Below are 20,506 nucleotides of genomic sequence, written 5' to 3' on the forward strand. Positions count from 1 at the left end.
AGACAAGCTGATGTCACGCCCCAGTCATGCCAAGAAGGAGGTCGAACAGGCCTTGAGGCACGCGGAGTCACAGGGATGGAGAGTCGAGGTGGGCGGTGGGCATTGCTGGGGGAAGCTGTATTGCCCCCTCAACGACGCAGATTGCCGTTGTGGGGAGTTTTGCATTACCAGCGTCTGGAGTACCCCAAAGAGCCCAGGCAACTTTGCACGCCAGCTACGGCGTGTGGTGGATAACTGTTCTGGCGGCAGGATGACGAAAGACGCAGCACATGCTGCCGAGGAGCAGTAGCGATGGAATATGAGTTCACCTTGAAGTATCAACTGAACGAAAACGAAGATACCGATGCGCTGTTGGAGCGTCTGGCCAAGGCCGGTTGTGACGACGCTTTGGTTGGGGTAGGGCAGCCCGGTCGTTTGGCGCTGGCGTTTGTGCGCGAGGCTTCAACGGCCAGAGAAGCCCTACATAGCGCCCTTGACGGTGTTCGTGAAGCAGTGCCTGCCGCGCGCCTGATCGAGGCAACCCCAGACCTCGTCGGGCTTACCGATGTAGCCGAAATGGTAGGCGTATCGCGCCAGAACATGCGTAAATTAATGCTCGCGCACAGCCATAGTTTTCCGGCACCTATTCACGAGGGCAGTACTTCGCTTTGGCACCTGGCTGAGGTTCTGGTCTGGTTACAGGCACGCGGAAGCTATGCTATCGGCCAGCAAACACTTGATCTGGCTCGCGTAGCGATGACGGTCAATGTATCGAGTGCCTATGAGCGGGTTTTTGGCCATTCAACGAACCTGGCCTGTTGAACCTAAGCCCGAGCTCACCTCAACGCCGAGCAGCCGGCACCTCGATCGCCAAGTCAGCCAACCCCAACGGGTGCGTACTCGCATCGAAAAAGTGCAGCGCAGTCGCCAATAAATCCCCGAACCGGTCGATGAAGTGCTGCTTCTGATTGATCACCGACGCCTCCCCCAACGGCCGAATGGCAATCGACAAATGGCGAGGTTGTGCCTGTCGAACCGCCTCGACCAGGTGCTGGTCACTGCTGTCCAGATGCTGCCCGAACAGGCATAGCCCCTGGCTCTCCTGCGCCAATTGCGCCAAGCACCAGCTGAGGTAGTCCGAGTGACGAATGGCGCGCAGCTTTTCGTCGCTGCGGTCTTCATTGATGAACAAGGGCACTTCACCCGGAATGTTCACGGCAAAGCCATCGAGCAACTCGGCGCTCTCTGCGCTGCGTTGGCGGGTGGTGCCATCCGGCAGTTTCAGCAGGTGCAGGCCGCCATGCAGGTGCAGCACGCGGGTGCCTTCACTGCGGGTGCGGCGTACGTCGAAAAAGCCTTGCTCATCGAACAGCTCGGCAAAACCTTGGGGGGCGTGCTGCACGGCCCAAGGCACGATCAGGTCGTAGTTGCTGGTGTAGATGTTGCGATAGCCGCGCAAGGCCTGGTTCAGCATGGCCAGCGTGGCGGCTGGCATCAGCGGCCATGGCAGATGCACCGTGCGCACGGCATGAATCAGCGCTTCCTTGATCGAGTAGTAGCGGTTCAGCGGTGCAGTGGAGTTGATGGCCAGGGCCGCGTTGACCCGCACCGTGCTGTTGAGGGCGCTGAGCACGGGCTCGAACAATTCGGTGGCGAGTGACTTGAACAAGGCTTGGTCGCTGATCGCCAGGCCTTTTTTGCGGCCCGCGCGCTGCGCTTCCTCGAACAGCGAGAAATAGCCAAACGGCTTCCACAGTGCACGGCTGGCGCCGTTGCCCAGCAGCAGGGCGTCGCAAGGGTGGCGTTGGTCGAGTTCTGGCCAGGGGGTGAGGTAAGCGTCAAGTGCGGGCATGCGGGGTCCGTTGGGCGGAGCGGAAAACGGGGCGACTGTAGCATGTCATTCAAGCGCTAGGTGATTGAGGCTGGCGAGGACAAGAAGTCATGTGTGAGAATGATACGGATTCCTATTAGCGACGCTCACCTTCAATGACATCCTTTTCCACACCCTGGAGCGGCCCTGCGCCGGCCTTGCAGGCGGTCGTCGATGATCTGCTGGCCAACTACAGTGACCTGCGTCGCTACCTCAGCGGGCGCCTGCGCAACCCCGACGACGCCGCAGACATCGCTCAGTCCAGCTTTGCCCAGGCCTATGCCCACGCGCTGAATGCGCCGGTACTCAATGCGCGCGCGTTGTTGTTCCAGGCGGCGCGTAACTTGTGCATCGATCAGTACCGGCGGCGCAGCACCGAGTTGGCGGCGCTGGAGGATTGGCTGGTGCGCGTCGACGGCTTGAGCCCCAGCGTCGAGGACATCCTGATCGCGCGCGAGCAGTTGCAGCAACTGATTGCACTGATCGAGCGCATGCCGCGCCTGCGCCGCGAAGTGTTCGTGCGGGTGCGGCTGTATGGCCAGAGCCATCGCGAGGTGTGTGAGGCGCTGGCGCTGTCGGCCAAGTCGGTGGAACTGCACATCGCCCGCGCGGTGTTCGACCTCTCCGAACTGCGCCTGGCCAGCCGCCATGGCTGACCCGGTTGCCGCACGCAAGGTGCAACAGGCCTTGGTCTACCTCGCGGCGATGCATGGCGACGACCCCACGCGTGTGCGCGAAGCCAGCGGCCAGGCGCTGCGCTGGCGGGGTAAGAGCGACGAACATGAGCGCGCCTGGCATGAGGCCGAGCAGCGCTGGCAACTGGTGCATCGCCTGGCGCCGCAATTGCGCGGCGCCCTGCAGCCGCAGCCGCATGATCCGGGCCGTCGGCGCCTGTTGCGCCAGGGCGGCGCGTTGGCGGTACTGCTGGCGGCAGGTGGCTGGCTGGGCTGGATGTGGCAGCGCACCGCTGCATTCCAGCAAGACCTGCAGACCGCGCACGGCGAACAGCCCCGCAGCCTGGCCTTGCCCGATGGCAGCCAACTGCTGGTGGCGGCCGAGAGCAACCTGCGTATCCGCTTCGACCATGGCCAGCGCCAGGTGATGCTGTTGCACGGCAATGTCTTCTTCGACGTCGCCCATGAGCGCTGGCGGCCTTTCCATATCAGCACCCGTGTGGGCAGTGTCCAGGTGCTGGGCACGGCCTTCACGGTCAGCGACCGGGGTGACCGGGTGTTCGTGGCGGTGGCCCGCGGCCGTGTACAGGTGCGTGACCTGCACGGTGGCGAACGTACCCTTGGCGCTGGCGAACGTGTCTGCATCGATGCTCAGGGGCACCTGAGCAACCTGCATGCGCAGGGGCGACTCGGCCCGGACGTCGACCATTGGCAACGCGGTTGGTGGTCTTACACCGACCAGTCGCTGCGCGAAGTGATCGGCGAGCTCAATGCCTATCTGCCGCAGCCCGTGCTGCTGGCGCCGGAAGTCGCCGAACTGAAGCTGACCGGCAGCTTCCCTATCGATCAGCCGCAGAAACTGCTGGAAGCGTTGCCACGCATTCTGCCGGTGCGCCTGAGCGAACGGCAGGGCAGGTTGGAACTGTTGGCGCGCTGAAAAAAGTTTTGAGGGGTAAGCCGCTGGAGCGGCGTCATCAACGGTGAACCCCTCCAAGAGCAAGGACCCTTCATGTCGTTCGCCTCCACCCGTTTATCCGTGCCACTGCGCCACCTGGCCCTGGCCTGCGCACTGGGCAGCCTGTTGTCGCCGGGCATGGCCCTGGCTGACAGCCAGCCACTGGCCCTGGATTTTCCTAGCCAATCGCTGGAAACCACGGTGCACGCGCTTGCCCGCCAGTCCGGTGTGGCCATTGCCGCTGACAGCCGGGTACTCGCGGGCCGCAATGCGCCTGCCCTGCACGGGCGCTTCAGCGTGCTGCAAGCCTTGCAGCAGTTGCTGATCGGCACCGACCTGGTGGCCGAGGAGCACAACGGCGTGGTGACCCTGCGCAGCACCGCCGAGGACGGCGCCTTGACCCTCGGCGCCACCAACGTCAACGCCGCCGGTTTCAACAGTGAACTGCCCGAGGCCTACAGCGGCGGCCAGGTGGCGCGCGGTGCACGGCTTGGCATGCTGGGCAATCGCGACATCATGGACACGCCATTCAACATCACCGCCTACACCGCCAAGACCATCGCCGACCAGCAGAGCGGCACGGTTGGCGCCGTGTTGCGCAATGACCCGTCGATCCGCTTCAGCACCGGCGAAGGCCATGCCTACGAGAACTTCATGATCCGTGGCTATGGCCTGGAATCCTCGGAACTGGCGGTAAATGGCCTGTACGGCCTGGCGCCAGATGGCCATGTGCCGACCGAATTCCTCGAACGGGTCGAAGTGCTCAAAGGCCCAAGCGCATTGCTCAGCGGCATGGCGCCCAATGGCGGGGTGGGCGGCAATGTCAACCTGGTACCCAAGCGTGCCGGCGATGCCCCACTGACCCGGCTGACCACAAGCTACGTTTCCGACGGCTACTTTGCCCAGCACATCGACGTGGCCCGACGCTTTGCGGATGGGCGCTTTGGTGTCCGCTTCAATGGGGTGTATGGCAGTGGCGACATGGGCGTCGACGAACAGTCGAAGGACCGCACGCTGGCCGCCCTGGCGCTGGATTACCGAGGTGACGACTTCAAGCTCGAACTGGATGCCTACGAGACCCATGAAAAACTCGACAACGGCAGCCCGATGATGGCGGGCTTCAGCGAGCTGGGCTACGTGACCAAGGCGCCCAAGCCCGATACCAACGTGCTCGAAGGCATCTATGCCAAACAAGTCAGCAAGGCAGTGGTGCTGCGCGGCGAGTACCAGCTCAACGACGACTGGACGGCATTTGCCAGTGTGGGTGGGGCGCGCACGTACTACGACGGCTTCCTGAACGGCACCCGCATCCGGGTGCAGGCGGCCGATGGCAGCGCCAAGGGGCAGACTTACAACCAGGCCGGCTACACCCACAGCCTGTCCAGCGAGGCCGGCCTGCGCGGCAACTTCATGACGGGGCCGGTCACCCACCAGCTGGTGTTGACGACGTCGCTGCTGCACCAGGACATCGGCCGAGCGCCCACGGTCACCGGCGCCACCTACGACACCAACCTCTATCGCCCGGTCAAAGGGGTGATTGCCGGTGATCACGGCTCGAACGACAAGACCGGCGACAATACCTTGTCCAGCTTCGCCCTGGCCGACACCCTCGGTTTCTTCGACGAGCGTGTGTTGCTGACCCTGGGGGCGCGTGCCCAGCGGGTTCGGCAGAAGATGAGCAAACCAACGGCCTATGACGAACGCAAACTGACCCCGGCCTTTGGCATCGTGGTCAAGCCTTGGGATGCGCCGGTGTCGCTGTACGCCAACTACATCGAAGGCCTGACCCAAGGTGGCACGGTGACCGAGGTGGGGGCCCTGAACAAGGACGAGCAATTTGCGCCGTACGTGGCCAAGCAGATGGAAGCGGGCGTGAAGTGGGACCTGGGCACGTTCAGCCATACCCTGGCGGTGTTCCAGATCGAGAAACCCAGCATGGTCAAGAACACCCGCGGCGACACCTTCTGGTACACCGATGATGGCGAGCAGCGTAACCGTGGCGTGGAATGGAACATGTTCGGTGAAGCCGCCCCTGGCGTACGCCTGCTGGGCGGGGTGACCTACACCCGCGCCGAACTGAGCAAGACGGCCAACGGTACCCTGGATGGCAACACCGCCCGCGGTGTACCGGCCTGGTCGGCCAACCTCGGCGCCGAGTGGGACCTGCCCTGGGTCGATGGCCTGACCCTGACGGCACTGGGCATTCACAGCAGCTCGCAGTACCTAGACGACGAGAACACGCTGAAAATCCCACAATGGACGCGCTACGACCTGGGCGCGCGCTACGCCACCCGCGTGCTGAGCAAGGACGTGACCCTGCGCGCCAGCCTGGAGAACGTCGAGAATCGTGCCTACTGGGCGGGGGTGTTCAACCCGGGGTATGCCACCGTCAGCGAACCGCGCACCTTGAAGCTGTCCGCCAGCGTCGACTTCTGAGGTGCGCATGAACCGCATCTCTCTCATCCGTTGCGCCTTGCTGCTGGCCTTGGCCAGCGCCGCGGCGCAGGCTGCAAGCGAAGCCACGCTGCAGCCCGGTCAGGCTGTCAACGGCCAGGCCATGTCCGTAGGCAGCACGGTCTGGCACGTTGGGCTCAAGGCAGGCGACCTGGTGCGCGGCCGGGTCGACGGCGACGTCAGCCTGCGCCTGCTGGACCCGCAGGGCAGGCCCTTGCGCCTGTTGATCGACGGCCAGGACCAGCCGCGCGCGTTCATCTTTGTCGCCGACAGCCCGGGTGCATATGGCTTGCGTGCAGAGCCACTGGACGGGCGCCCGGGCGCCCCTTTCAGCCTGCGCCTGGAGCAGGTACTGGCGCGTGCCGAGCAGCAGCAAAGCCCACCACGGCTGGCCAGCCCGGCCCTGGCCGAGTTGGCCGGGCAGCTTGCCCAGGGCGGTGATACCGAGGCGTTCTGGAACGCGCGAAAGGCCCAGGGCACGCCGCTGGTCGAGCGGCTACCGGGCCAGCCGCAGCAGCGCCTGGTGACGTTTCTGTGGCGCGGCGCCCAGCACAATGTGCGGATGTTCGGCGCGCCTTCGGGCCGTCACGAAGCGCTGCAACGGCTTGGCACCAGCGATGTCTGGTACGCCAGTTTCGAGGTCCCGGCCAGCACCCGGCTCAGCTACCAAATGGCGCCTGATGTGCCAGCGTCGGATGACCGCCGGGTGATTCTTGCCACCACGCGCCGCGACCCGCTCAACCCTGCCACCTTCGCCGACAGCAGCGGTGATGCCTGGCTGTCGCGTTCACGCCTGGAATTGCCGGATGCGCCACCGCAACCCTGGGTAGCCGAGCGGCCGGGTATCGCCCGTGGCACGCTCGAACGCAAGCGCCTGGCCAGCGACGTGCTGGGCAACACGCGCGATGTCTACCTGTACCGACCGGCTGGCTGGCGCCCGGGTGCTGCAGGCCAGGCCTTGCTGGTGCTGTTCGATGCCCACGCCTATACCCGCCAAGTGCCTACGCCGACCCTTCTCGACAACCTGATCGCCGATGGCCTGATCCCGCCCACGGCAGCCATCATCATCGCCAACCCCAGCGACCTCAGCCGCCAGCAGGAGCTGCCACCCAACCCACGGTTCGCCCGTTTCATGGCCGAACAACTAATGCCCTGGGCGCGACAACACGGCTTGAGTGCACCCGCGGCCCGTACGGTCATCGCCGGCTCCAGCTACGGGGGGCTGGCCGCGTCCTACCTGGGCCTGATGCACCCTGAGTTGTTCGGCAATGTGCTGAGCCTGTCGGGGTCGTACTGGTGGGCCAAGGACGGGGAAGAGCCAGGCTGGCTGACCCGTGAGTACGTCAAGGCAACCCCCAAGCCGCTGCGTTTTTACCTGCAATCGGGGCTGTTCGAAGGCCCGACGATTCTGGATACCAACCGCCACCTGCGCGATGTGTTGCGTGCCAAGGGCTATGCGGTTGAGGCGGTGGAGTACCCCGCGGGGCATGATTACCTGCAATGGCGCGGGTCACTGCCGTGTGGCCTGGTGAGCCTGATCGGCAGGCCGGGTGAGGCCAGTTCCCAGGCGTGCGCTGAATACCGTTGATGCCCTGCATCCCCTGTAGGAGCAGCCTTGTGCTGCGAAGAGGCCAGCGCTAACAGCGAAGGGTATGTGTTGTCACTGGCCTCTTCGCAGCACAAGGCTGCTCCTACAGTAGAGGGTGATTGGCCTGGATTCAGCGTAAGCACGTTGACGCGTTTTACTCCGGTGTTGACACGTGGCGACTCCTGTTCCGCCACACCCGATACGCGCGGATCCCGGCGCGTACCGAGCCGAACAGCAGTTTGTCCTCCATCTCCCGTGCCATCCCTGAGCGCACCAGCATGCGCAGGAAGGTGCCGCGGGCGCGGGCGATGGCGAAGAAGATGCCTTGGGCAGCCAGGGTGTCGCGGACTTCGCGCAGCGCGGCAATGCCGCTGACGTCGATGCTGGTCACCGCTTCGGCATCGAACAGCACAACCTTGGGCTGGGCCTGACTCTGCACGGCTTCCAGCAGGCGCATCTTGAAGTAGTCGGCATTGAAGAACAGGATCGCATCGTCGAAGCGGTACACCACCAACCCCGGCACGGTGCGGGCGTCCTTGAATTTGCGAATGTCGACTTGGCCCTCGGTGCCCGGCAGCCAGCCCAGCACTGCGTCGGTGGGCTGGTAGATGCTGTACAGCAGGCGCAGGATCGCCAGGGTCACGGCAAACACGATACCCGGCAGCACGCCCAGGCCCAGCACGCCGACCGTGGTCAGTAGGCAGAGCCAGAACTCGAAGCGGCTGAGGCGCCGGATGCTCTTCAGCGACTTGATGTCGATCAGCCCCCAGCCCGCCATCAGCAACACGGCCCCCAGCGCCGCCTGGGGGATCCAGGCCATGGGGGCGGTGAAGAACAGCAGGATCAGGGCGATCACCAGCGCAGCGATGATGCCGACCAGCTGGCTCTTGCCGCCGACCATGTCGTTGACTGCGGTACGCGAGTCGGCGCCACTGATGGCAAAGCCTTGGGACATCCCGGCCGCCAGGTTGCTCACCCCGAGCGCCACGAACTCATGGTTGGCGTTGATAGCGTAGCCATGGCGTGCGGCAAAACTGCGCGCTGTGAGCATGGCGCTGCAGAAACTGACGGTGGCAATACCCAGGGCGTCGCGCAGCAGGCTTTTCATTTCTGCCAGGTTGCTTTGTGGCCAAGCCAGTTGCGGCATGCCGGCCGGTACCGGGCCGAGGATGGAGACACCGAAGCGGTCCAGGCCGAACAGGCCTACCACAACCGTGAACAGCGCCACCGCCACCAGCGCCGCCGGTAGCCGTGGGTAGCGCTGCGGTAGCCAGATCAGCAGCGCCAGCGCGGACAGGCCGATGGCCAGGGTCACCCCATGAATCTCGCCCAGGCGCTGGAGGAAGTTGACCAGGCTCAGGATGAACCCATCGCCCTCGATCTTGAACCCGACCACCTTGGACAACTGCCCGGCGATCAGGCTCAGGCCAATGCCATTGAGGTAGCCGATCAGGATCGGCCGTGAGAAGAAGCTGGCGATGAACCCGGCCCTGGCCAGGCCCGCCCCGATCAGCATCACGCCCACCAGCACGGTGACAATTACCGACAGCTCGGCAATACGCTGCGGGTCGCCCAGCGCCAGCGGTGCCACGGCCCCGGCGATCATCGCGCAGGTGGCGGCGTCCGGGCCGACCATCAGCTGACGCGAGCTGCCGATCAGCGCATACACCATCATCGGCAGCACGCAGGCATACAGGCCATATTGTGGCGGCAGGCCGACGATTTGTGCGTAAGCGATGGCGATGGGGATCTGGATAGCCGCCACCGAAAGCCCAGCCTGCAGGTCGGCATGAAACCACTCACGGCGGTAGTGCAACAGGTTGGCGAGGCCAGGTAGCCAGCGGGACAGAAACATGCGCGGTCCTTTCGAAATGTTTCACGAATCCATCAAGCATATGCGCTTCAAGCCGTTTCGCTTGCAAGCGGATTCGCCGGCCGCGCATTCAAGCGCAACGGCTGGGCAGTGGCCATGGGCCAGATCAACAAAAGGGGCATGAAAACGAATAGGCAGAAACGAAAAAAGGAGCCGAGGCTCCTTTTGACAGCGATGACGTTGCTGGAACGCCATGCGGGAATGCGAGGTGGAGCGGGTAGAGGGAATCGAACCCTCAACTAAAGCTTGGGAAGCTTTCGTTTTGCCACTAAACTATACCCGCGTCTGCGTTCGACTTTTTACCAGAACCCTCATCGAATTAGAAGCCCAAGTTATAAAAAGGGTTATAAAAAAGCTTGTCGGCGACCCATAGCCTGCGGGTAAAGGGCTACAGGACGCCGAGGCGCTCAGATGGCCAGTGCATGCTGCCCCTGTACGTGCTGGTAGCGTTGACGTGGCTCACGCTCGGTTGGCTTGAGGAAGCCGAGCAGCGCACTGCGGGTGTCTTCGCAGGCCGCCTTGGTCTCCATGTCGAGGAAGTGCCCAGCATCGCGAATCACGCTGAAGTGGCTCTTGCCCACATGGCGACCAAACTCGCGCGCATCTTCAGCCGTGGTGTACTCATCGCGGTCGCCGTTGATGAACAGCACCGGGATATCGATGTTGCGCGCACCACTCAATGCCCGTTCCAAGTCATGTTGCAGCACTTCGTTGATGTGGAAGTGCATCTGCGCGTACTCGTGGCTGTCCAAGCTGCTCACGTGGCGATAGTTGAAGCGCTTGAACAGCGACGGCAGGTGCTTGCCGATGGTGTCGTTGACCAGGTTGCCGACCTGGTAGCGATCACAGGCGGCCAGGTACTGGCAGCCACGGTCCAGGTAGTCGCGCATCGGTTCGTTGATCACCGGCGAGAACGAGCTGACCACGGCCTTCTTCACTCGCCGCGGCTGGTGCGCCAGCGCCAGCAGCGTGCTCGCACCGCCCCACGAAAACGACATCACGTGATCGGCCTGGAAGTGCTCGATCAGCTCAAGGAGGATGTGCGCCTCGGTCTCCTTGGTGATCAGCCGTTCCTGGCGGTTGTGCGGTTTGGATTTGCCAGCGTACGGCTGGTCGAACAGCACGACGTTGAATTGTGGGTGCAGGTTCCGCACTGTCTGGGCGAACGAGGCCGTGGTGGCCAGCGAACCGTTGATCAAAATGATCGTCTTCTCGGCTGCATCCGCGCGATGGAACTCCGTGTAAACCCGATACTGACCTTGGATATCAAGTACAGCGATTTCTGGCCTCATGTCATCGACTCCTGGCGCAAAAAGGGTATTCGCGTCACCTAGGGTGCACGTTCTTTATGACAGGTAGGCATTTGCCTTGAAGAGTAACCGGGGGCCCTGTGTCGATCCTTGGCACACATGTCGACGGTATTGTTTTTGGCGGGCAATTTGCCGTGCCCCAAGGCATCTAGGCGTTGGGTGGCCGGCAAAAAGGTGTCTTCGACTGCGGGCGTGACTCATGAGTCACATGCAGACTGACGATTTGGATTCAAGCAGTGGGCTGGGGATCCTGCAAGTGCCGTTCGGGGAAAAATGTGACTTGGGCCGCCGGGCGGTCGTGTGACACTGCCAGTGTTGCCTTTTCTGGCCTCTTCGCGGGCAAGCCCGCTCCCACAGGATCTCCACAGTGCTGGAAGCCTGTGCAGTACCTGTGGCTCCCACAGGACTCCACAGCTTTGGAAGCTTGTGCAGTACCTGTGGGAGCGGGCTTGCCCGCGAAGAGGCCAGTGCAAACAACCTAGACCGAGGCGATTTCCTCGGCCGTCAACGCCCTGAATGCCCCCGGTGCCAACGCCGGATCCAGGCGGATCGCGCCCATGCTCTCGCGGTGCAGCCCCACCACCTTGTTGTCGAAATGGCCAAACATGCGTTTGACCTGGTGGTACCGCCCCTCGACGATCGCCAACCGGGCCTGGCGGGGGCCAAGGATGTCGAGTTGGGCGGGCAGGGTGGTAAGGTTTTCGAAGGCGAAATACAGGCCTTCGTGGAACTTGGCAGCATAATGCTCGCCAATCTCGTCCTCGGTCTCTACCAGGTAATGCTTCGGCAGTTTGGTCGTTGGCTGGGTCAGGCGACGCGACCATTGGCCGTCGTTGGTCAGGATCAGCAGGCCGGTGGTGTTGAAGTCCAGGCGCCCGGCAATGTGCAGGTCGTCGCGCAGTTCAGCGGGCAGCAACTCGAGCACCGTGCGGTGTTGTGGGTCCTGGGTGGCGCTGACGCACCCGGTCGGCTTGTTGAGCATCAGGTAGCGCGCCGGTCGCCCGGCCTGCAGCAGTTGCTCATCCACCTCGACGCGGCTGAACTCACGCACGTCCGTCAACGGGTCGACCGCCACTTCGCCATCGACCCGCACGCGGCGCTGCACCAGCAGCAGGCGAACGTGCTGGCGGTTGTAGCAGGGCAGGTTGGCAAGAAAACGATCGAGGCGCATGGCAAAGGGGGCTGAAGTTAAAGGCCGCGCAGTCTAGCGCTTTGTGCCGGGCGGCGCTGCCTGCAGTTGCGCTTCGACCGCTGCGCAGCGCGGGCACAGGCAGGCCTTGTCACGCAACTCGGCAGGCAGGGCCTGGAGCACGGCGGGGTCGATGGTCACGCTGTAGCACCAACAGGCCTGCGTGGCGCTGCGGGGGTCGGCCAGGCTGCACTGGTTGAGGGCGCCGCAGGCGGGGCAGTGCTGGCTGTCATTCATGGTCAGGTCCGGAAACTTCACTGCAGACGCGGTTGCGGCCGGCCTGCTTGGCACGATAGAGCGCACGGTCGGCGCGGGTCAGCAGGGCATGCAAGGTATCGCCCGGTTGCAGGCTGCTCAGGCCGATGCTGGTGGTCAGGCGCAACGGTCGGTCGTCGTAGCTGAAGGTCAGCTGTTCGGTGCGGCGGCGGATTTTTTCCGCCACTTCCACCGCTTGCCGGCCTTCTGCCTCTCGCAGCAGCACGATGAATTCCTCACCGCCCCAGCGGCAGAGTATATCCGACTGGCGCAGGCTGCCCTGCAGCACATTGGCGAACTGGCGCAGCACTTCGTCGCCGGCCAGGTGGCCATGGGTGTCATTGAGCACCTTGAAGTGGTCAAGGTCGATCAGCAGGGCCACCAGCGGGCCGCTGTCGCGCTGGGCCTCATGCAGGGCCTGGGCGGCCAGCAGGTCGAAGCTGCGCCGGTTGGGCAGGCCGGTGAGGCTGTCGAGGGTGGCCAGCGCCTCGGTGCTGGCCTGGTGGCGCTTGACCATCGCATGCACCAGTAACAGCACCACCAGGGTGATCATCGCGCAGATTGCCAGGTTCAGGTACAGCGAGTGGCGGATGCGGTCCAGGGTACCGGTTTCGCGCTTTTCCACCAGCAGGTACCAGTCCAGCTCGGGCAGGTGCCGCACATTGAGAAAGTGGCTGTGGTTGTCGCTGTCGCGGTATTCGTGGCTGCCTTCGCCAGGTACCGGTTGCTGTGCCAGCAGGTCGCTCAGCTCGGGGTTGTCGCTAAGCGGCTGGCCGACGCGCAAGCCGTGGGGGCCACCTTCGGAGCCGGTCAGCAGGACCTTGCCCTTGGCATCGGTGAACAGCACCGAGCGCTGGTAGCGGCGCTGGTACTCGTCGATCAGCTTGACCACCGACGACACACTCAAGCCCACCCCAGCCGCGCCGATGAAGCGGTGTTGGTAGTCCAGCACCTGGTAGTTGATGAACACTGTCAGGCTGTCCTGGTTGGCCATGTCCAGGTCGACGTTGATCTCATAGGGCGCCTTGAGGTCGCGCAGGCGAAAGTACCAGGCATCGCGCCAGCTGCCGGGCTTGATCTGCTTGAGTACGCCCTTGGCCTGGTAGTAGGTGAGGCTGCGGTCGGAGACGAAGAACGAGGTGAAGATGTCCTGCTTGCCCATGATCTCGCCCAGGTAGCGGGTGATTCGCTGGGTGTCCTGCTCCCCGGACAGTACCCAGTCCCGCAAGAAGGTGTCCTGGGCCATCATCGAGGCGATCAGCACAGGGCGGATCAGGTCTTTCTGGATTTCCGAATAGACCGTGTCAGAGGTCAGTGGCAATTCGGTATTCACGATGCCATCGCGAATGGCACTGCGTGAGGCGAAGTAGCTGAGCAGGGAAGTGGCGAGAAAGCCGCTGGCCAGCAGCATCAGCAGGGTGACGATCAGCGAACGCTGCGAAAACAGAGCGGAACGTGCAGGCATGATCTTCCCGTGATGTGTGCCAAGGCGGTCATTCTAGTGAGATGACCGGTAAATGACTGCAAGTTTTTCAGGGTTATCGCACCTGTTTCAAATTATTGCAAAAATGGCACTGCACCTCGGTATGGCGGTCTTATTCAGTGTCGATGAACGCGTTTTGCATCGACGCTCGCCAGCGCCGCTGTTCGGGCACTCCAGCGGTCCAGGAGGCCGCCATGTCCTATCGAATACTGTTGATCGCCCTGTTGGGTCTGATGACGTCTGCCTGCGCCCCTTACTACGGCGGCGGGGGCTACTACCGATCGGATTACTACTCCACCGACCGTTATGTGTCACCGGGGTATTACCGATACGACCGCTACTATGTAACGCCGCAGCCGCGTTACTACTACCAGCCCGCACCTCGTTATTACCGCCCGGCGCCGGTGCCGCAGTACAGGCCCCACCCGCAGCCAGGCATGAACCAGTGGCATGGCAACCCGCGGTATGACTACGGCAATCGCCAGCGCTATGACTATGGGCGTGACCGTGACCGCCATGACTATCGCGATGGCAGCCAGCGGTATCAGAATGATCGTTGGCATTCCAATGGGCGAGGGGACCGTGACCGCAGGCCAGATGGCGGCCGGGGGCAGGGCCGCAACTGGCAGCGGTGATGAATTGGGGCCGCTGTGCGGCCCAATCGCCGGCAAGCCGACTCCCACCCGTACTGTATAGCCTCCAAGGCTAGCGCCGCACCTGTGGGAGCCGGCTTGCCGGCGATTGGGGTGCGCAGCGGCCCGGTTGCAGATAATCAATCCAAATCCGCCAGTGGATGGGGCCCCTCCCAGACCTTGGTAAAATGCGCCTCGACCACCGCCGCTGGCACCTGCGCCACATCCGGCCAGTGCCAGCGCGGCTGATTGTCTTTGTCCAGCAGGCGCGCGCGCACCCCTTCGCTGAATTCCGGATGACGGCAGCAATTCAGGCTCATGCCGAACTCCATCTGGAAAACCTGCGCCAATGACAGGTGCCGGGCCCGGCGGATCTGTTCCCACACCAAGTGCGCGGTCAACGGGCACCCCTCATGCAGGCGTTCACCCGCTTCGGCCAGCACAGGGTCGTTGTGATATTTCAGGCCTTGCAGCGCATGCCACGCGCCGGCGGGGTCGGCGACATCCAGCAGCTCATCGATCACTTGGCGGCGGGGCAGCCATTGCGCCTCGGGTAGCTCCTCGCAGGCACGATGCTGCTCGGCCTTGAGCAGGCTGTTGAGCTGCAACTCGGTCTGCTCCTGCCAGTTCAGCTGCAACAACTCTTCGATCAGCTCCTCCTGCTGGTGCTCGCCGAAGAAACGATCGGCGAGACCCAGGTCGAGGGCATCGCGGGCATTGATCGGGGCGCCGGTCAGCCCGAGGAACAGCCCCAGCTTGCCCGGCAGACGGGCGAGGAACCAGCTGGCGCCGACGTCGGGGTAGAGGCCGATGCTGATCTCTGGCATCGCCAGCCGGCTGCTGGGCGTGACGATGCGCACATTGGCGCCTTGCAGCAGCCCCATGCCGCCACCCAGCACATGCCCGTGCCCCCAGCACAGCAGCGGCTTGGGGTAGGTGTGCAGCAGGTAATCGAGGCGATACTCGGCAGCGAAGAAGGTGGCGGCCAGCGGCGGCACGCTGCCGGGGTGATCGCGGCAAGCCTGGGCCAGCGCCCTGACGTCGCCCCCGGCACAGAACGCCTTGGCGCCATTGCCTCGCAGCAGCACGCAGACCACGCCAGGGTCGCGGGCCCAGGCGTGCAACTGCTCGCCGAGCACTTCGATCATCCTCAGGTTCAGCGCATTGAGCGCCTTGGGTGCATCCAGGGTGGCGATGCCGATGCAGGCGCCATCGGCACCGGTGAGTACCTCGCAATGAATAGACATGGACTACCTCTCGCAGGTCATCGCACAAGTATGGCCTGCCTGCGGGATCATGCCGGTCGTCGGTCGGATCGTTTGACAAGCGGAGGAGGCTTACCTAGTGTCGCGCCATTGTTTACGGATGGCCCCATGACTGACGACGATCGCATCAAACTCGAACCCAGCTGGAAAGCCGCATTGCGCGACGAATTCGACCAGCCCTACATGCATCAGCTGCGCGAATTCCTGCGCCAGGAGCACGCGGCCGGCAAAGAGATCTACCCCCCGGGCCCGCTGATCTTCAATGCCCTTAACTCGACGCCGTTGCAGCAGGTCAAGGTGGTGATCCTCGGCCAGGACCCGTATCACGGCCCAGGCCAGGCCCATGGCCTGTGCTTCTCGGTGCAGCCGGGCATCGCCACGCCGCCGTCGCTGGTCAATATCTACAAAGAGCTGCAGCGCGACCTGAATATTCCGATCGCCAGCCACGGCTACCTGCAGAGCTGGGCCGAGCAGGGTGTGCTGCTGCTCAACACGACCATGACCGTGGAGCGCGCCAATGCGGCTTCACATGCCAAGAAGGGCTGGGAGTTCTTTACCGACCGGGTCATCCAGGTGGTCAGCGAGCAGTGCCCGAACGTGGTGTTTCTGCTGTGGGGCGCGCATGCCCAGGGCAAGCAGAAGCTGATCGATGGCACCAAGCACCTGGTGCTGAAGTCGGTGCATCCGTCGCCCTTGTCGGCGTATCGGGGCTTCCTCGGTTGCGGGCACTTCAGCCGGGCCAATGGCTTCCTCGAACAGCGTGGGTTCGCACCGATCAACTGGGCCTTGCCGCCGCTTTGATGGCATGAAACACCGCGAGGCAGGCGACGCGGTGTTTCAGGCTTTTTCTGCGTTCCAGAGCCGGAACAGCGGCTCTGCCAAAAACAACACGAACAACAACCGCATCACTTGCAGCGCTGTCACCAACGGCACCGACAGCTGCAGGGTCTCCGCCGTCAGGCTCATCTCCGCAATCCCGCCGGGCATCATCCCCAGGGTCAGCGAACGCAGGTCTAGCGCCGTCATCACGCTCAACCCCCACGCTGCGCTGCCGGCAATCAACATGCACAGCGCCGTGGCCAGCAACGTACGGCCCAGAAACGAAGGTGCGCGGCGGAAAAACGCGCGGTTGAAGTGGCAGGCCAGGCCGCTGCCAATCAGCCACTGGCCGATTTGACTCGCGCCATCAGGCAGGCCGATCTGCAGGTTGCCCGCCAGGCTAACCGTCGCCGCCACCAGCAGCGGCCCGAACAGCCAGGGGTTGGGCTGGCGCAACCGCTGCCAGATAAAGCCCGCGGCTATACCCAGCGGGGCGATCAACGCTAGCCAGCCCCAGCTCACACTGCCGGCATGATTGAGCGGTACACCGTCACCCATCAAGAACTTGAACAGCGCCGGCACGCACAGCACCACTGCCAACACACGCAGGCTTTGCGCCGCCGCCACCTGGCTGAGCACCGCGCCATTGCGCGCGCCCAGGTTGACCATCTCTCCCGAACCGCCCGGCATGCTGGCGAAGAAGGCGGTTGCGCGGTCTTCGCCGGTACGTCGCAGCAACCACACGCTGATCACGCTGGACAGGGTAGTGAACAGCGCGCCAAAGAAGATCAGCAGAAAGTGGCTGCCCACCTGTTCGATCACAGCGGGGGTGAAGTGCAGGCCGATGCCCAGGCCGATGACGCATTGCCCGCATTTGCGCCCATTGGGGATTTCCGACAGCTGCCAGGGGGTCAGGCAGCGCACCAGGATGATCGCCAACAACGCGCCGACCATCCAGGGCAAAGGCCAGCCGACCGTGCTGGCGAGATACCCACCAGCAAGGCCGACCAGCCCGGTCGCCCAATACAGGGGCAAGGACCGATCAGGCATCAGCCATGGCCCGGCGCTGCAGGCTGCGCTTGCGCCAGATACGCAGCAGCGGCAGGCACAGCATGCACACCACCAGGACCCACACGCCCATGCTGATTGGGCTGGACCAGAGGATGCCCAGCTCACCGTTGGAGATCGACAGCGCACGGCGCAGGTTCTGCTCCATCAGCCCGCCGAGGATGAAGCCCAGCAGGATCGGCGACAGCGGGAAGTCCAGCTTGCGCAGGATGTAGCCCATGATGCCGATGGCGACCATCAGGAACAGGTCGAAGGTGGTGGCGTGCACGGCATACACGCCGATCCCGGTGATGATCGCGATCACCGGCACCAGCGCCCAGTTCGGCACGGCGAGGATGCGGGTGAAGATGCGGATCATCGGGATATTGAGGATCACCAGCATGATGTTGGCGATGAACAACGAGGCGATCAGGCCCCAGACGATGTCTGGCTGCTGTTCGAACAACAGCGGGCCGGGGGTGATGTTGTACAGGGTCAGTGCGCCGATCATCACCGCGGTGGTGCCCGAACCTGGCACGCCGAGGGTCAGCATGGGGACCAAGGCGCCGCAGCAGGAGGCGCCGATAGCGGTTTCTGGCGCGGCCAGGCCACGGGCATCACCCTTGCCGAACTTGCCGCTTTCGCCAGCGATACGCTTCTCGGTCATGTAGGCCACGGCACTGGCCAGGGTCGCGCCGGCACCTGGCAGCACGCCCATGATGAAGCCGAGCAGGCCGCAGCGGATGTTCACTGCGAACACCGAAGCCGCTTCCTTGACGTTGAACAGCATGCGCCCAGTGGCCTTGACCGCCTGGTGGCCATGGTGGGTCTTTTCCAGCAGCAGGAGGATTTCGCTGATAGAGAACAGCCCCAGCACCAGCACCACGAACTGGATGCCGTCGGCCAGGTGCACGCTGTCACCGGTGAAGCGGTAGACGCCGCTGTTGGCGTCGATGCCGACTGCCGACAGGAACAGGCCGATCAGCGCAGCGATGAAGGTCTTCAACGGTTTGTCGCCGGCCATGCCGCCCAAGGCGACAATGGCGAACACCATCAGCACGAAGTATTCCGCCGGGCCGAAGGCGATCGCCCATTTCGCCAGCAGCGGGGCGAACAGCACCATGCCGCAGGTGGCGATGAAGGCGCCGATGAACGAACTCCAGGCAGACAGCGACAGGGCAACGCCTGCCAGGCCCTGGCGGGCCATCGGGTAGCCGTCGAGGGTGGTCATCACGGTCGAAGCTTCGCCCGGGATGTTCAGCAGGATCGAACTGATGCGCCCGCCGTATTCGCAGCCCAGGTACACCGCAGCCAGCAGAATCAGCGCCGACTCAGGCGGCAGGCCCAGGGCAAAGGCGATGGGGATCAGCAGGGCCACGCCGTTGATCGGGCCCAGGCCCGGCAGCAGGCCGACCACGGTGCCGATCAGGGTGCCACTGAGGGCGGTGACCAGGTTGTACGGGCTCAGGGCGACGCCGAAGCCCTGGCCCAGGTAGCTCAAGGTATCCATGTGTCAGTTCTCCAGTACGCTCAGCAGGCCAAGGGGCAGGGGCACGTCCATCACGCGGTCGAACAGCCAGTAGAGGAACAGGCTCATGCCGACCACGACGATGGCGCTGTGCAGCCAGCGGCCGCCGTACAGCCGGGCCATGGGCAGGCCGACCAGGATGGCGCTGAGGATGAAACCCAGCGGTTCGAAGGTGGCAGCGAAGACGATCAGCAGGCCGACACAGGCGGCGATCTTGATCAAGGTTTCGCGGTCCAGTTCCGGCTCGTCGTCTTTGCGCACGATGGGCGTTGGGCGGATGGCCAGGTAAAGCAGGCCCAGGCCCATCAGGCCGAGCATCAGCAGCGGATAGGCCCGCGGGCCAACCGGTTCGTAGGAAAACGCAGCCTGGTACGGCCAGGCCATCACGGCCAGGGCGGCGCATACCGCCAGCAGGACCAGGGCGAAGAGGCGTTGCAGGATCATCGGGGAATCCTCGTTGGACGCGGACTCTGTGGGAGCGGGCTTGCCCCGCGAACACCGGCAAAGCCGGTGCCATGCACCGAGGTGCCAGCTTCGCGGGACAAGCCCGCTCCCACAGGGATCTGTTCAGGTAGTCGGCGAGTTACTGAATCAGGCCGAATTCCCTGGCCAGTGCCTTGTAGTCAGCCACCTGCTTCTTCACATAGCCGTCCAGCTCTTCGCCGGTCATGGCGAACGGGAACAGCTCGCGCTGGTCACGCAGCTTGGCGAAGTCTTCTGAGGCCAGCATCTTGTCGAACGAGGCCTTCCACCAGGCGTAGTCCTCGTCGCTCACCTTCGGCCCCAGGTAGAAGCCGCGTACCACCGGCCAGACGATGTCGTAGCCCTGCTCCTTGGCGGTAGGGATGTCTTTCATCTCTGGCTCGTCCAGGCGGTTTTCGGAGAACACCGCGAGGATGCGCATGTTGCCGCTCTGGATGTGCGGCATGGAGTCGGAGATGTCGGTGGAGCCGACCTGGATGTGCCCGCCCAGCAATGCAGTGGCAATTTCACCGCCGCCTTCCAGGGCCACGTAACGCAGGTCACGCGGGTTGATGCCGGCGGCCTTGGCGATCAGCGCGGTTTGCATCCAGTCTTGGCTGCCGACCGTGCCACCGGAGCCGATCACGACCTTGCTCGGGTCTTTCTTCAGGGCAGCAACCAGGTCGTCAAGGGTTTTGTAGGGCGAATCGCTCTTCACGGCGATGGCACCGTAGCTGGTGCCGACGGCTGCCAACCACTTGACCGCGTTCTCGTCGAAGCGGCCGAACTTGCCTTGGGCCAGGTTCAGCAGCGAGCCACTGGACCACGCCACCAGAGTGCCGGCATCCCCTGGGCGCTGGGCCACCACGGCGTTGTAGGCCACCGCGCCGACGCCGCCGGGCATGTAGGTGACACGCATGGGCTTGCTGAGGATTTTCTCCTGCACCAGGGCGCTCTGCACCAGTTTGCAGGTCAGGTCGAAGCCACCGCCGGGCGAGGCAGGGGCGATGCATTCAGGGCGTTTCGGTTCGGCAGCGAGGGCGTTGCCGGCCAGCAGCAGGCAGCCGGTAGCGAGGACGAGGCGGCGCAGTGAAAAGGTCATCGTCAATCTCCGTGAGCGTTG

Annotated in this window: 19 protein-coding genes and 1 tRNA gene; 8 read left to right on the plus strand and 12 right to left on the minus strand. The window is 63.8% G+C overall.

Annotated features, from left to right (window positions below):
* Nucleotides 1-10: 10 nt before the first annotated feature.
* Together AC5PZ0_RS05065 and AC5PZ0_RS05070 are read left to right on the plus strand one after the other, a co-directional pair.
* On the plus strand, nucleotides 11-289 hold the full coding sequence (locus AC5PZ0_RS05065) for a hypothetical protein (RefSeq protein WP_493854468.1): 279 nt from the start codon (nucleotides 11-13) through the stop codon (nucleotides 287-289).
* A 2-nt stretch (nucleotides 290-291) separates the two neighbouring features.
* Nucleotides 292-801, plus strand: a complete 510-nt coding sequence (locus AC5PZ0_RS05070; RefSeq protein ID WP_275747022.1) for a helix-turn-helix transcriptional regulator — start codon at nucleotides 292-294, stop codon at nucleotides 799-801.
* A gap of 19 nt (nucleotides 802-820) precedes the next feature.
* Here the strand turns inward: AC5PZ0_RS05070 and AC5PZ0_RS05075 are convergent, their stop codons facing one another.
* Complete coding sequence (locus tag AC5PZ0_RS05075; protein ID WP_493854469.1) at nucleotides 821-1,831, minus strand: DUF4917 family protein; 1,011 nt, start codon at nucleotides 1,829-1,831, stop codon at nucleotides 821-823.
* 134 nt (nucleotides 1,832-1,965) lie between these two features.
* On the opposite strand from AC5PZ0_RS05075, the gene AC5PZ0_RS05080 reads away from it, so the two are divergent.
* The 4 genes from AC5PZ0_RS05080 to AC5PZ0_RS05095 all read left to right on the plus strand — a co-directional run bounded on the left by AC5PZ0_RS05080 (nucleotide 1,966) and on the right by AC5PZ0_RS05095 (nucleotide 7,520).
* Nucleotides 1,966-2,505: an RNA polymerase sigma factor gene (locus tag AC5PZ0_RS05080; protein WP_099455186.1), complete on the plus strand. Its 540-nt coding sequence runs from the start codon at nucleotides 1,966-1,968 to the stop codon at nucleotides 2,503-2,505.
* Nucleotides 2,498-3,460, plus strand: a complete 963-nt coding sequence (locus AC5PZ0_RS05085) for a FecR family protein (protein ID WP_493854470.1) — start codon at nucleotides 2,498-2,500, stop codon at nucleotides 3,458-3,460. The genes AC5PZ0_RS05080 and AC5PZ0_RS05085 overlap by 8 nt, the downstream gene beginning before the upstream one ends.
* A gap of 72 nt (nucleotides 3,461-3,532) precedes the next feature.
* Entirely contained in the window at nucleotides 3,533-5,914 is a 2,382-nt protein-coding gene (locus AC5PZ0_RS05090) for a TonB-dependent siderophore receptor (protein ID WP_493854471.1), read from the plus strand.
* 7 nt (nucleotides 5,915-5,921) lie between these two features.
* Nucleotides 5,922-7,520, plus strand: a complete 1,599-nt coding sequence (locus AC5PZ0_RS05095; protein ID WP_493854472.1) for an alpha/beta hydrolase-fold protein — start codon at nucleotides 5,922-5,924, stop codon at nucleotides 7,518-7,520.
* Between the two features lie 154 nt (nucleotides 7,521-7,674).
* Here AC5PZ0_RS05095 and AC5PZ0_RS05100 read toward each other — a convergent pair whose 3' ends face one another.
* From AC5PZ0_RS05100 to AC5PZ0_RS05125, 6 genes are all read right to left on the minus strand, one after another.
* Nucleotides 7,675-9,375: a SulP family inorganic anion transporter gene (locus AC5PZ0_RS05100; protein WP_493854473.1), complete on the minus strand. Its 1,701-nt coding sequence runs from the start codon at nucleotides 9,373-9,375 to the stop codon at nucleotides 7,675-7,677.
* Between the two features lie 227 nt (nucleotides 9,376-9,602).
* A tRNA-Gly gene (locus AC5PZ0_RS05105) sits at nucleotides 9,603-9,676 on the minus strand.
* Between the two features lie 124 nt (nucleotides 9,677-9,800).
* A complete protein-coding gene (locus AC5PZ0_RS05110) occupies nucleotides 9,801-10,685 on the minus strand; it encodes an alpha/beta fold hydrolase (protein WP_274886045.1) in 885 nt (294 codons plus the stop codon).
* Nucleotides 10,686-11,181: 496 nt separating this feature from the next.
* Nucleotides 11,182-11,874, minus strand: a complete 693-nt coding sequence (locus tag AC5PZ0_RS05115) for a pseudouridine synthase (protein ID WP_493854474.1) — start codon at nucleotides 11,872-11,874, stop codon at nucleotides 11,182-11,184.
* A gap of 33 nt (nucleotides 11,875-11,907) precedes the next feature.
* Entirely contained in the window at nucleotides 11,908-12,129 is a 222-nt protein-coding gene (locus AC5PZ0_RS05120; protein WP_027594127.1) for a cysteine-rich CWC family protein, read from the minus strand.
* Entirely contained in the window at nucleotides 12,122-13,612 is a 1,491-nt protein-coding gene (locus AC5PZ0_RS05125) for a sensor domain-containing diguanylate cyclase (protein WP_493854475.1), read from the minus strand. Before AC5PZ0_RS05125 ends, AC5PZ0_RS05120 begins: the two co-directional genes overlap by 8 nt.
* Before the next feature lie 212 nt (nucleotides 13,613-13,824).
* Between AC5PZ0_RS05125 and AC5PZ0_RS05130 the strand changes: the two genes are divergently transcribed.
* Nucleotides 13,825-14,265: a hypothetical protein gene (locus AC5PZ0_RS05130; RefSeq protein ID WP_085273582.1), complete on the plus strand. Its 441-nt coding sequence runs from the start codon at nucleotides 13,825-13,827 to the stop codon at nucleotides 14,263-14,265.
* A 137-nt stretch (nucleotides 14,266-14,402) separates the two neighbouring features.
* On the opposite strand, the gene dspII is transcribed toward AC5PZ0_RS05130, so the two are convergent.
* Nucleotides 14,403-15,509, minus strand: a complete 1,107-nt coding sequence (gene dspII, locus AC5PZ0_RS05135) for an enoyl-CoA hydratase/isomerase DspII (RefSeq protein ID WP_493854476.1) — start codon at nucleotides 15,507-15,509, stop codon at nucleotides 14,403-14,405.
* A 126-nt stretch (nucleotides 15,510-15,635) separates the two neighbouring features.
* Between dspII and ung the strand changes: the two genes are divergently transcribed.
* Nucleotides 15,636-16,328, plus strand: a complete 693-nt coding sequence (gene ung / locus AC5PZ0_RS05140) for a uracil-DNA glycosylase (protein ID WP_493854477.1) — start codon at nucleotides 15,636-15,638, stop codon at nucleotides 16,326-16,328.
* Between the two features lie 36 nt (nucleotides 16,329-16,364).
* Here the strand turns inward: ung and AC5PZ0_RS05145 are convergent, their stop codons facing one another.
* From AC5PZ0_RS05145 to AC5PZ0_RS05160, 4 genes are all read right to left on the minus strand, one after another.
* On the minus strand, nucleotides 16,365-17,396 hold the full coding sequence (locus tag AC5PZ0_RS05145; protein ID WP_493854478.1) for an AbrB family transcriptional regulator: 1,032 nt from the start codon (nucleotides 17,394-17,396) through the stop codon (nucleotides 16,365-16,367).
* Nucleotides 17,389-18,903, minus strand: coding sequence for a tripartite tricarboxylate transporter permease (locus AC5PZ0_RS05150; protein ID WP_493854479.1), 1,515 nt, complete (start codon nucleotides 18,901-18,903; stop codon nucleotides 17,389-17,391). Before AC5PZ0_RS05150 ends, AC5PZ0_RS05145 begins: the two co-directional genes overlap by 8 nt.
* A 3-nt stretch (nucleotides 18,904-18,906) precedes the next feature.
* Nucleotides 18,907-19,365, minus strand: coding sequence for a tripartite tricarboxylate transporter TctB family protein (locus AC5PZ0_RS05155; RefSeq protein ID WP_027594134.1), 459 nt, complete (start codon nucleotides 19,363-19,365; stop codon nucleotides 18,907-18,909).
* Nucleotides 19,366-19,504: 139 nt separating this feature from the next.
* Nucleotides 19,505-20,485 carry a Bug family tripartite tricarboxylate transporter substrate binding protein gene (locus AC5PZ0_RS05160; protein WP_027594135.1) on the minus strand — a complete coding sequence of 327 codons (981 nt, stop codon included), beginning with the start codon at nucleotides 20,483-20,485 and terminating at the stop codon, nucleotides 19,505-19,507.
* Nucleotides 20,486-20,506 lie beyond the last annotated feature (21 nt).

It is taken from the genome of Pseudomonas sp. 5.2 (assembly GCF_059025405.1).

Bases quoted from the DNA above. Each gene is read 5' to 3' on its own strand.
- AC5PZ0_RS05065 (WP_493854468.1), top strand. From the start codon at position 11: ATGTCACGCCCCAGTCATGCCAAGAAGGAGGTCGAACAGGCCTTGAGG.
- AC5PZ0_RS05070 (WP_275747022.1), top strand. From the start codon at position 292: ATGGAATATGAGTTCACCTTGAAGTATCAACTGAACGAAAACGAAGAT.
- AC5PZ0_RS05075 (WP_493854469.1), bottom strand. From the start codon at position 1,831: ATGCCCGCACTTGACGCTTACCTCACCCCCTGGCCAGAACTCGACCAA.
- AC5PZ0_RS05080 (WP_099455186.1), top strand. From the start codon at position 1,966: ATGACATCCTTTTCCACACCCTGGAGCGGCCCTGCGCCGGCCTTGCAG.
- AC5PZ0_RS05085 (WP_493854470.1), top strand. From the start codon at position 2,498: ATGGCTGACCCGGTTGCCGCACGCAAGGTGCAACAGGCCTTGGTCTAC.
- AC5PZ0_RS05090 (WP_493854471.1), top strand. From the start codon at position 3,533: ATGTCGTTCGCCTCCACCCGTTTATCCGTGCCACTGCGCCACCTGGCC.
- AC5PZ0_RS05095 (WP_493854472.1), top strand. From the start codon at position 5,922: ATGAACCGCATCTCTCTCATCCGTTGCGCCTTGCTGCTGGCCTTGGCC.
- AC5PZ0_RS05100 (WP_493854473.1), bottom strand. From the start codon at position 9,375: ATGTTTCTGTCCCGCTGGCTACCTGGCCTCGCCAACCTGTTGCACTAC.
- AC5PZ0_RS05110 (WP_274886045.1), bottom strand. From the start codon at position 10,685: ATGAGGCCAGAAATCGCTGTACTTGATATCCAAGGTCAGTATCGGGTT.
- AC5PZ0_RS05115 (WP_493854474.1), bottom strand. From the start codon at position 11,874: ATGCGCCTCGATCGTTTTCTTGCCAACCTGCCCTGCTACAACCGCCAG.
- AC5PZ0_RS05120 (WP_027594127.1), bottom strand. From the start codon at position 12,129: ATGAATGACAGCCAGCACTGCCCCGCCTGCGGCGCCCTCAACCAGTGC.
- AC5PZ0_RS05125 (WP_493854475.1), bottom strand. From the start codon at position 13,612: ATGCCTGCACGTTCCGCTCTGTTTTCGCAGCGTTCGCTGATCGTCACC.
- AC5PZ0_RS05130 (WP_085273582.1), top strand. From the start codon at position 13,825: ATGTCCTATCGAATACTGTTGATCGCCCTGTTGGGTCTGATGACGTCT.
- dspII (WP_493854476.1), bottom strand. From the start codon at position 15,509: ATGTCTATTCATTGCGAGGTACTCACCGGTGCCGATGGCGCCTGCATC.
- ung (WP_493854477.1), top strand. From the start codon at position 15,636: ATGACTGACGACGATCGCATCAAACTCGAACCCAGCTGGAAAGCCGCA.
- AC5PZ0_RS05145 (WP_493854478.1), bottom strand. From the start codon at position 17,396: ATGCCTGATCGGTCCTTGCCCCTGTATTGGGCGACCGGGCTGGTCGGC.
- AC5PZ0_RS05150 (WP_493854479.1), bottom strand. From the start codon at position 18,903: ATGGATACCTTGAGCTACCTGGGCCAGGGCTTCGGCGTCGCCCTGAGC.
- AC5PZ0_RS05155 (WP_027594134.1), bottom strand. From the start codon at position 19,365: ATGATCCTGCAACGCCTCTTCGCCCTGGTCCTGCTGGCGGTATGCGCC.
- AC5PZ0_RS05160 (WP_027594135.1), bottom strand. From the start codon at position 20,485: ATGACCTTTTCACTGCGCCGCCTCGTCCTCGCTACCGGCTGCCTGCTG.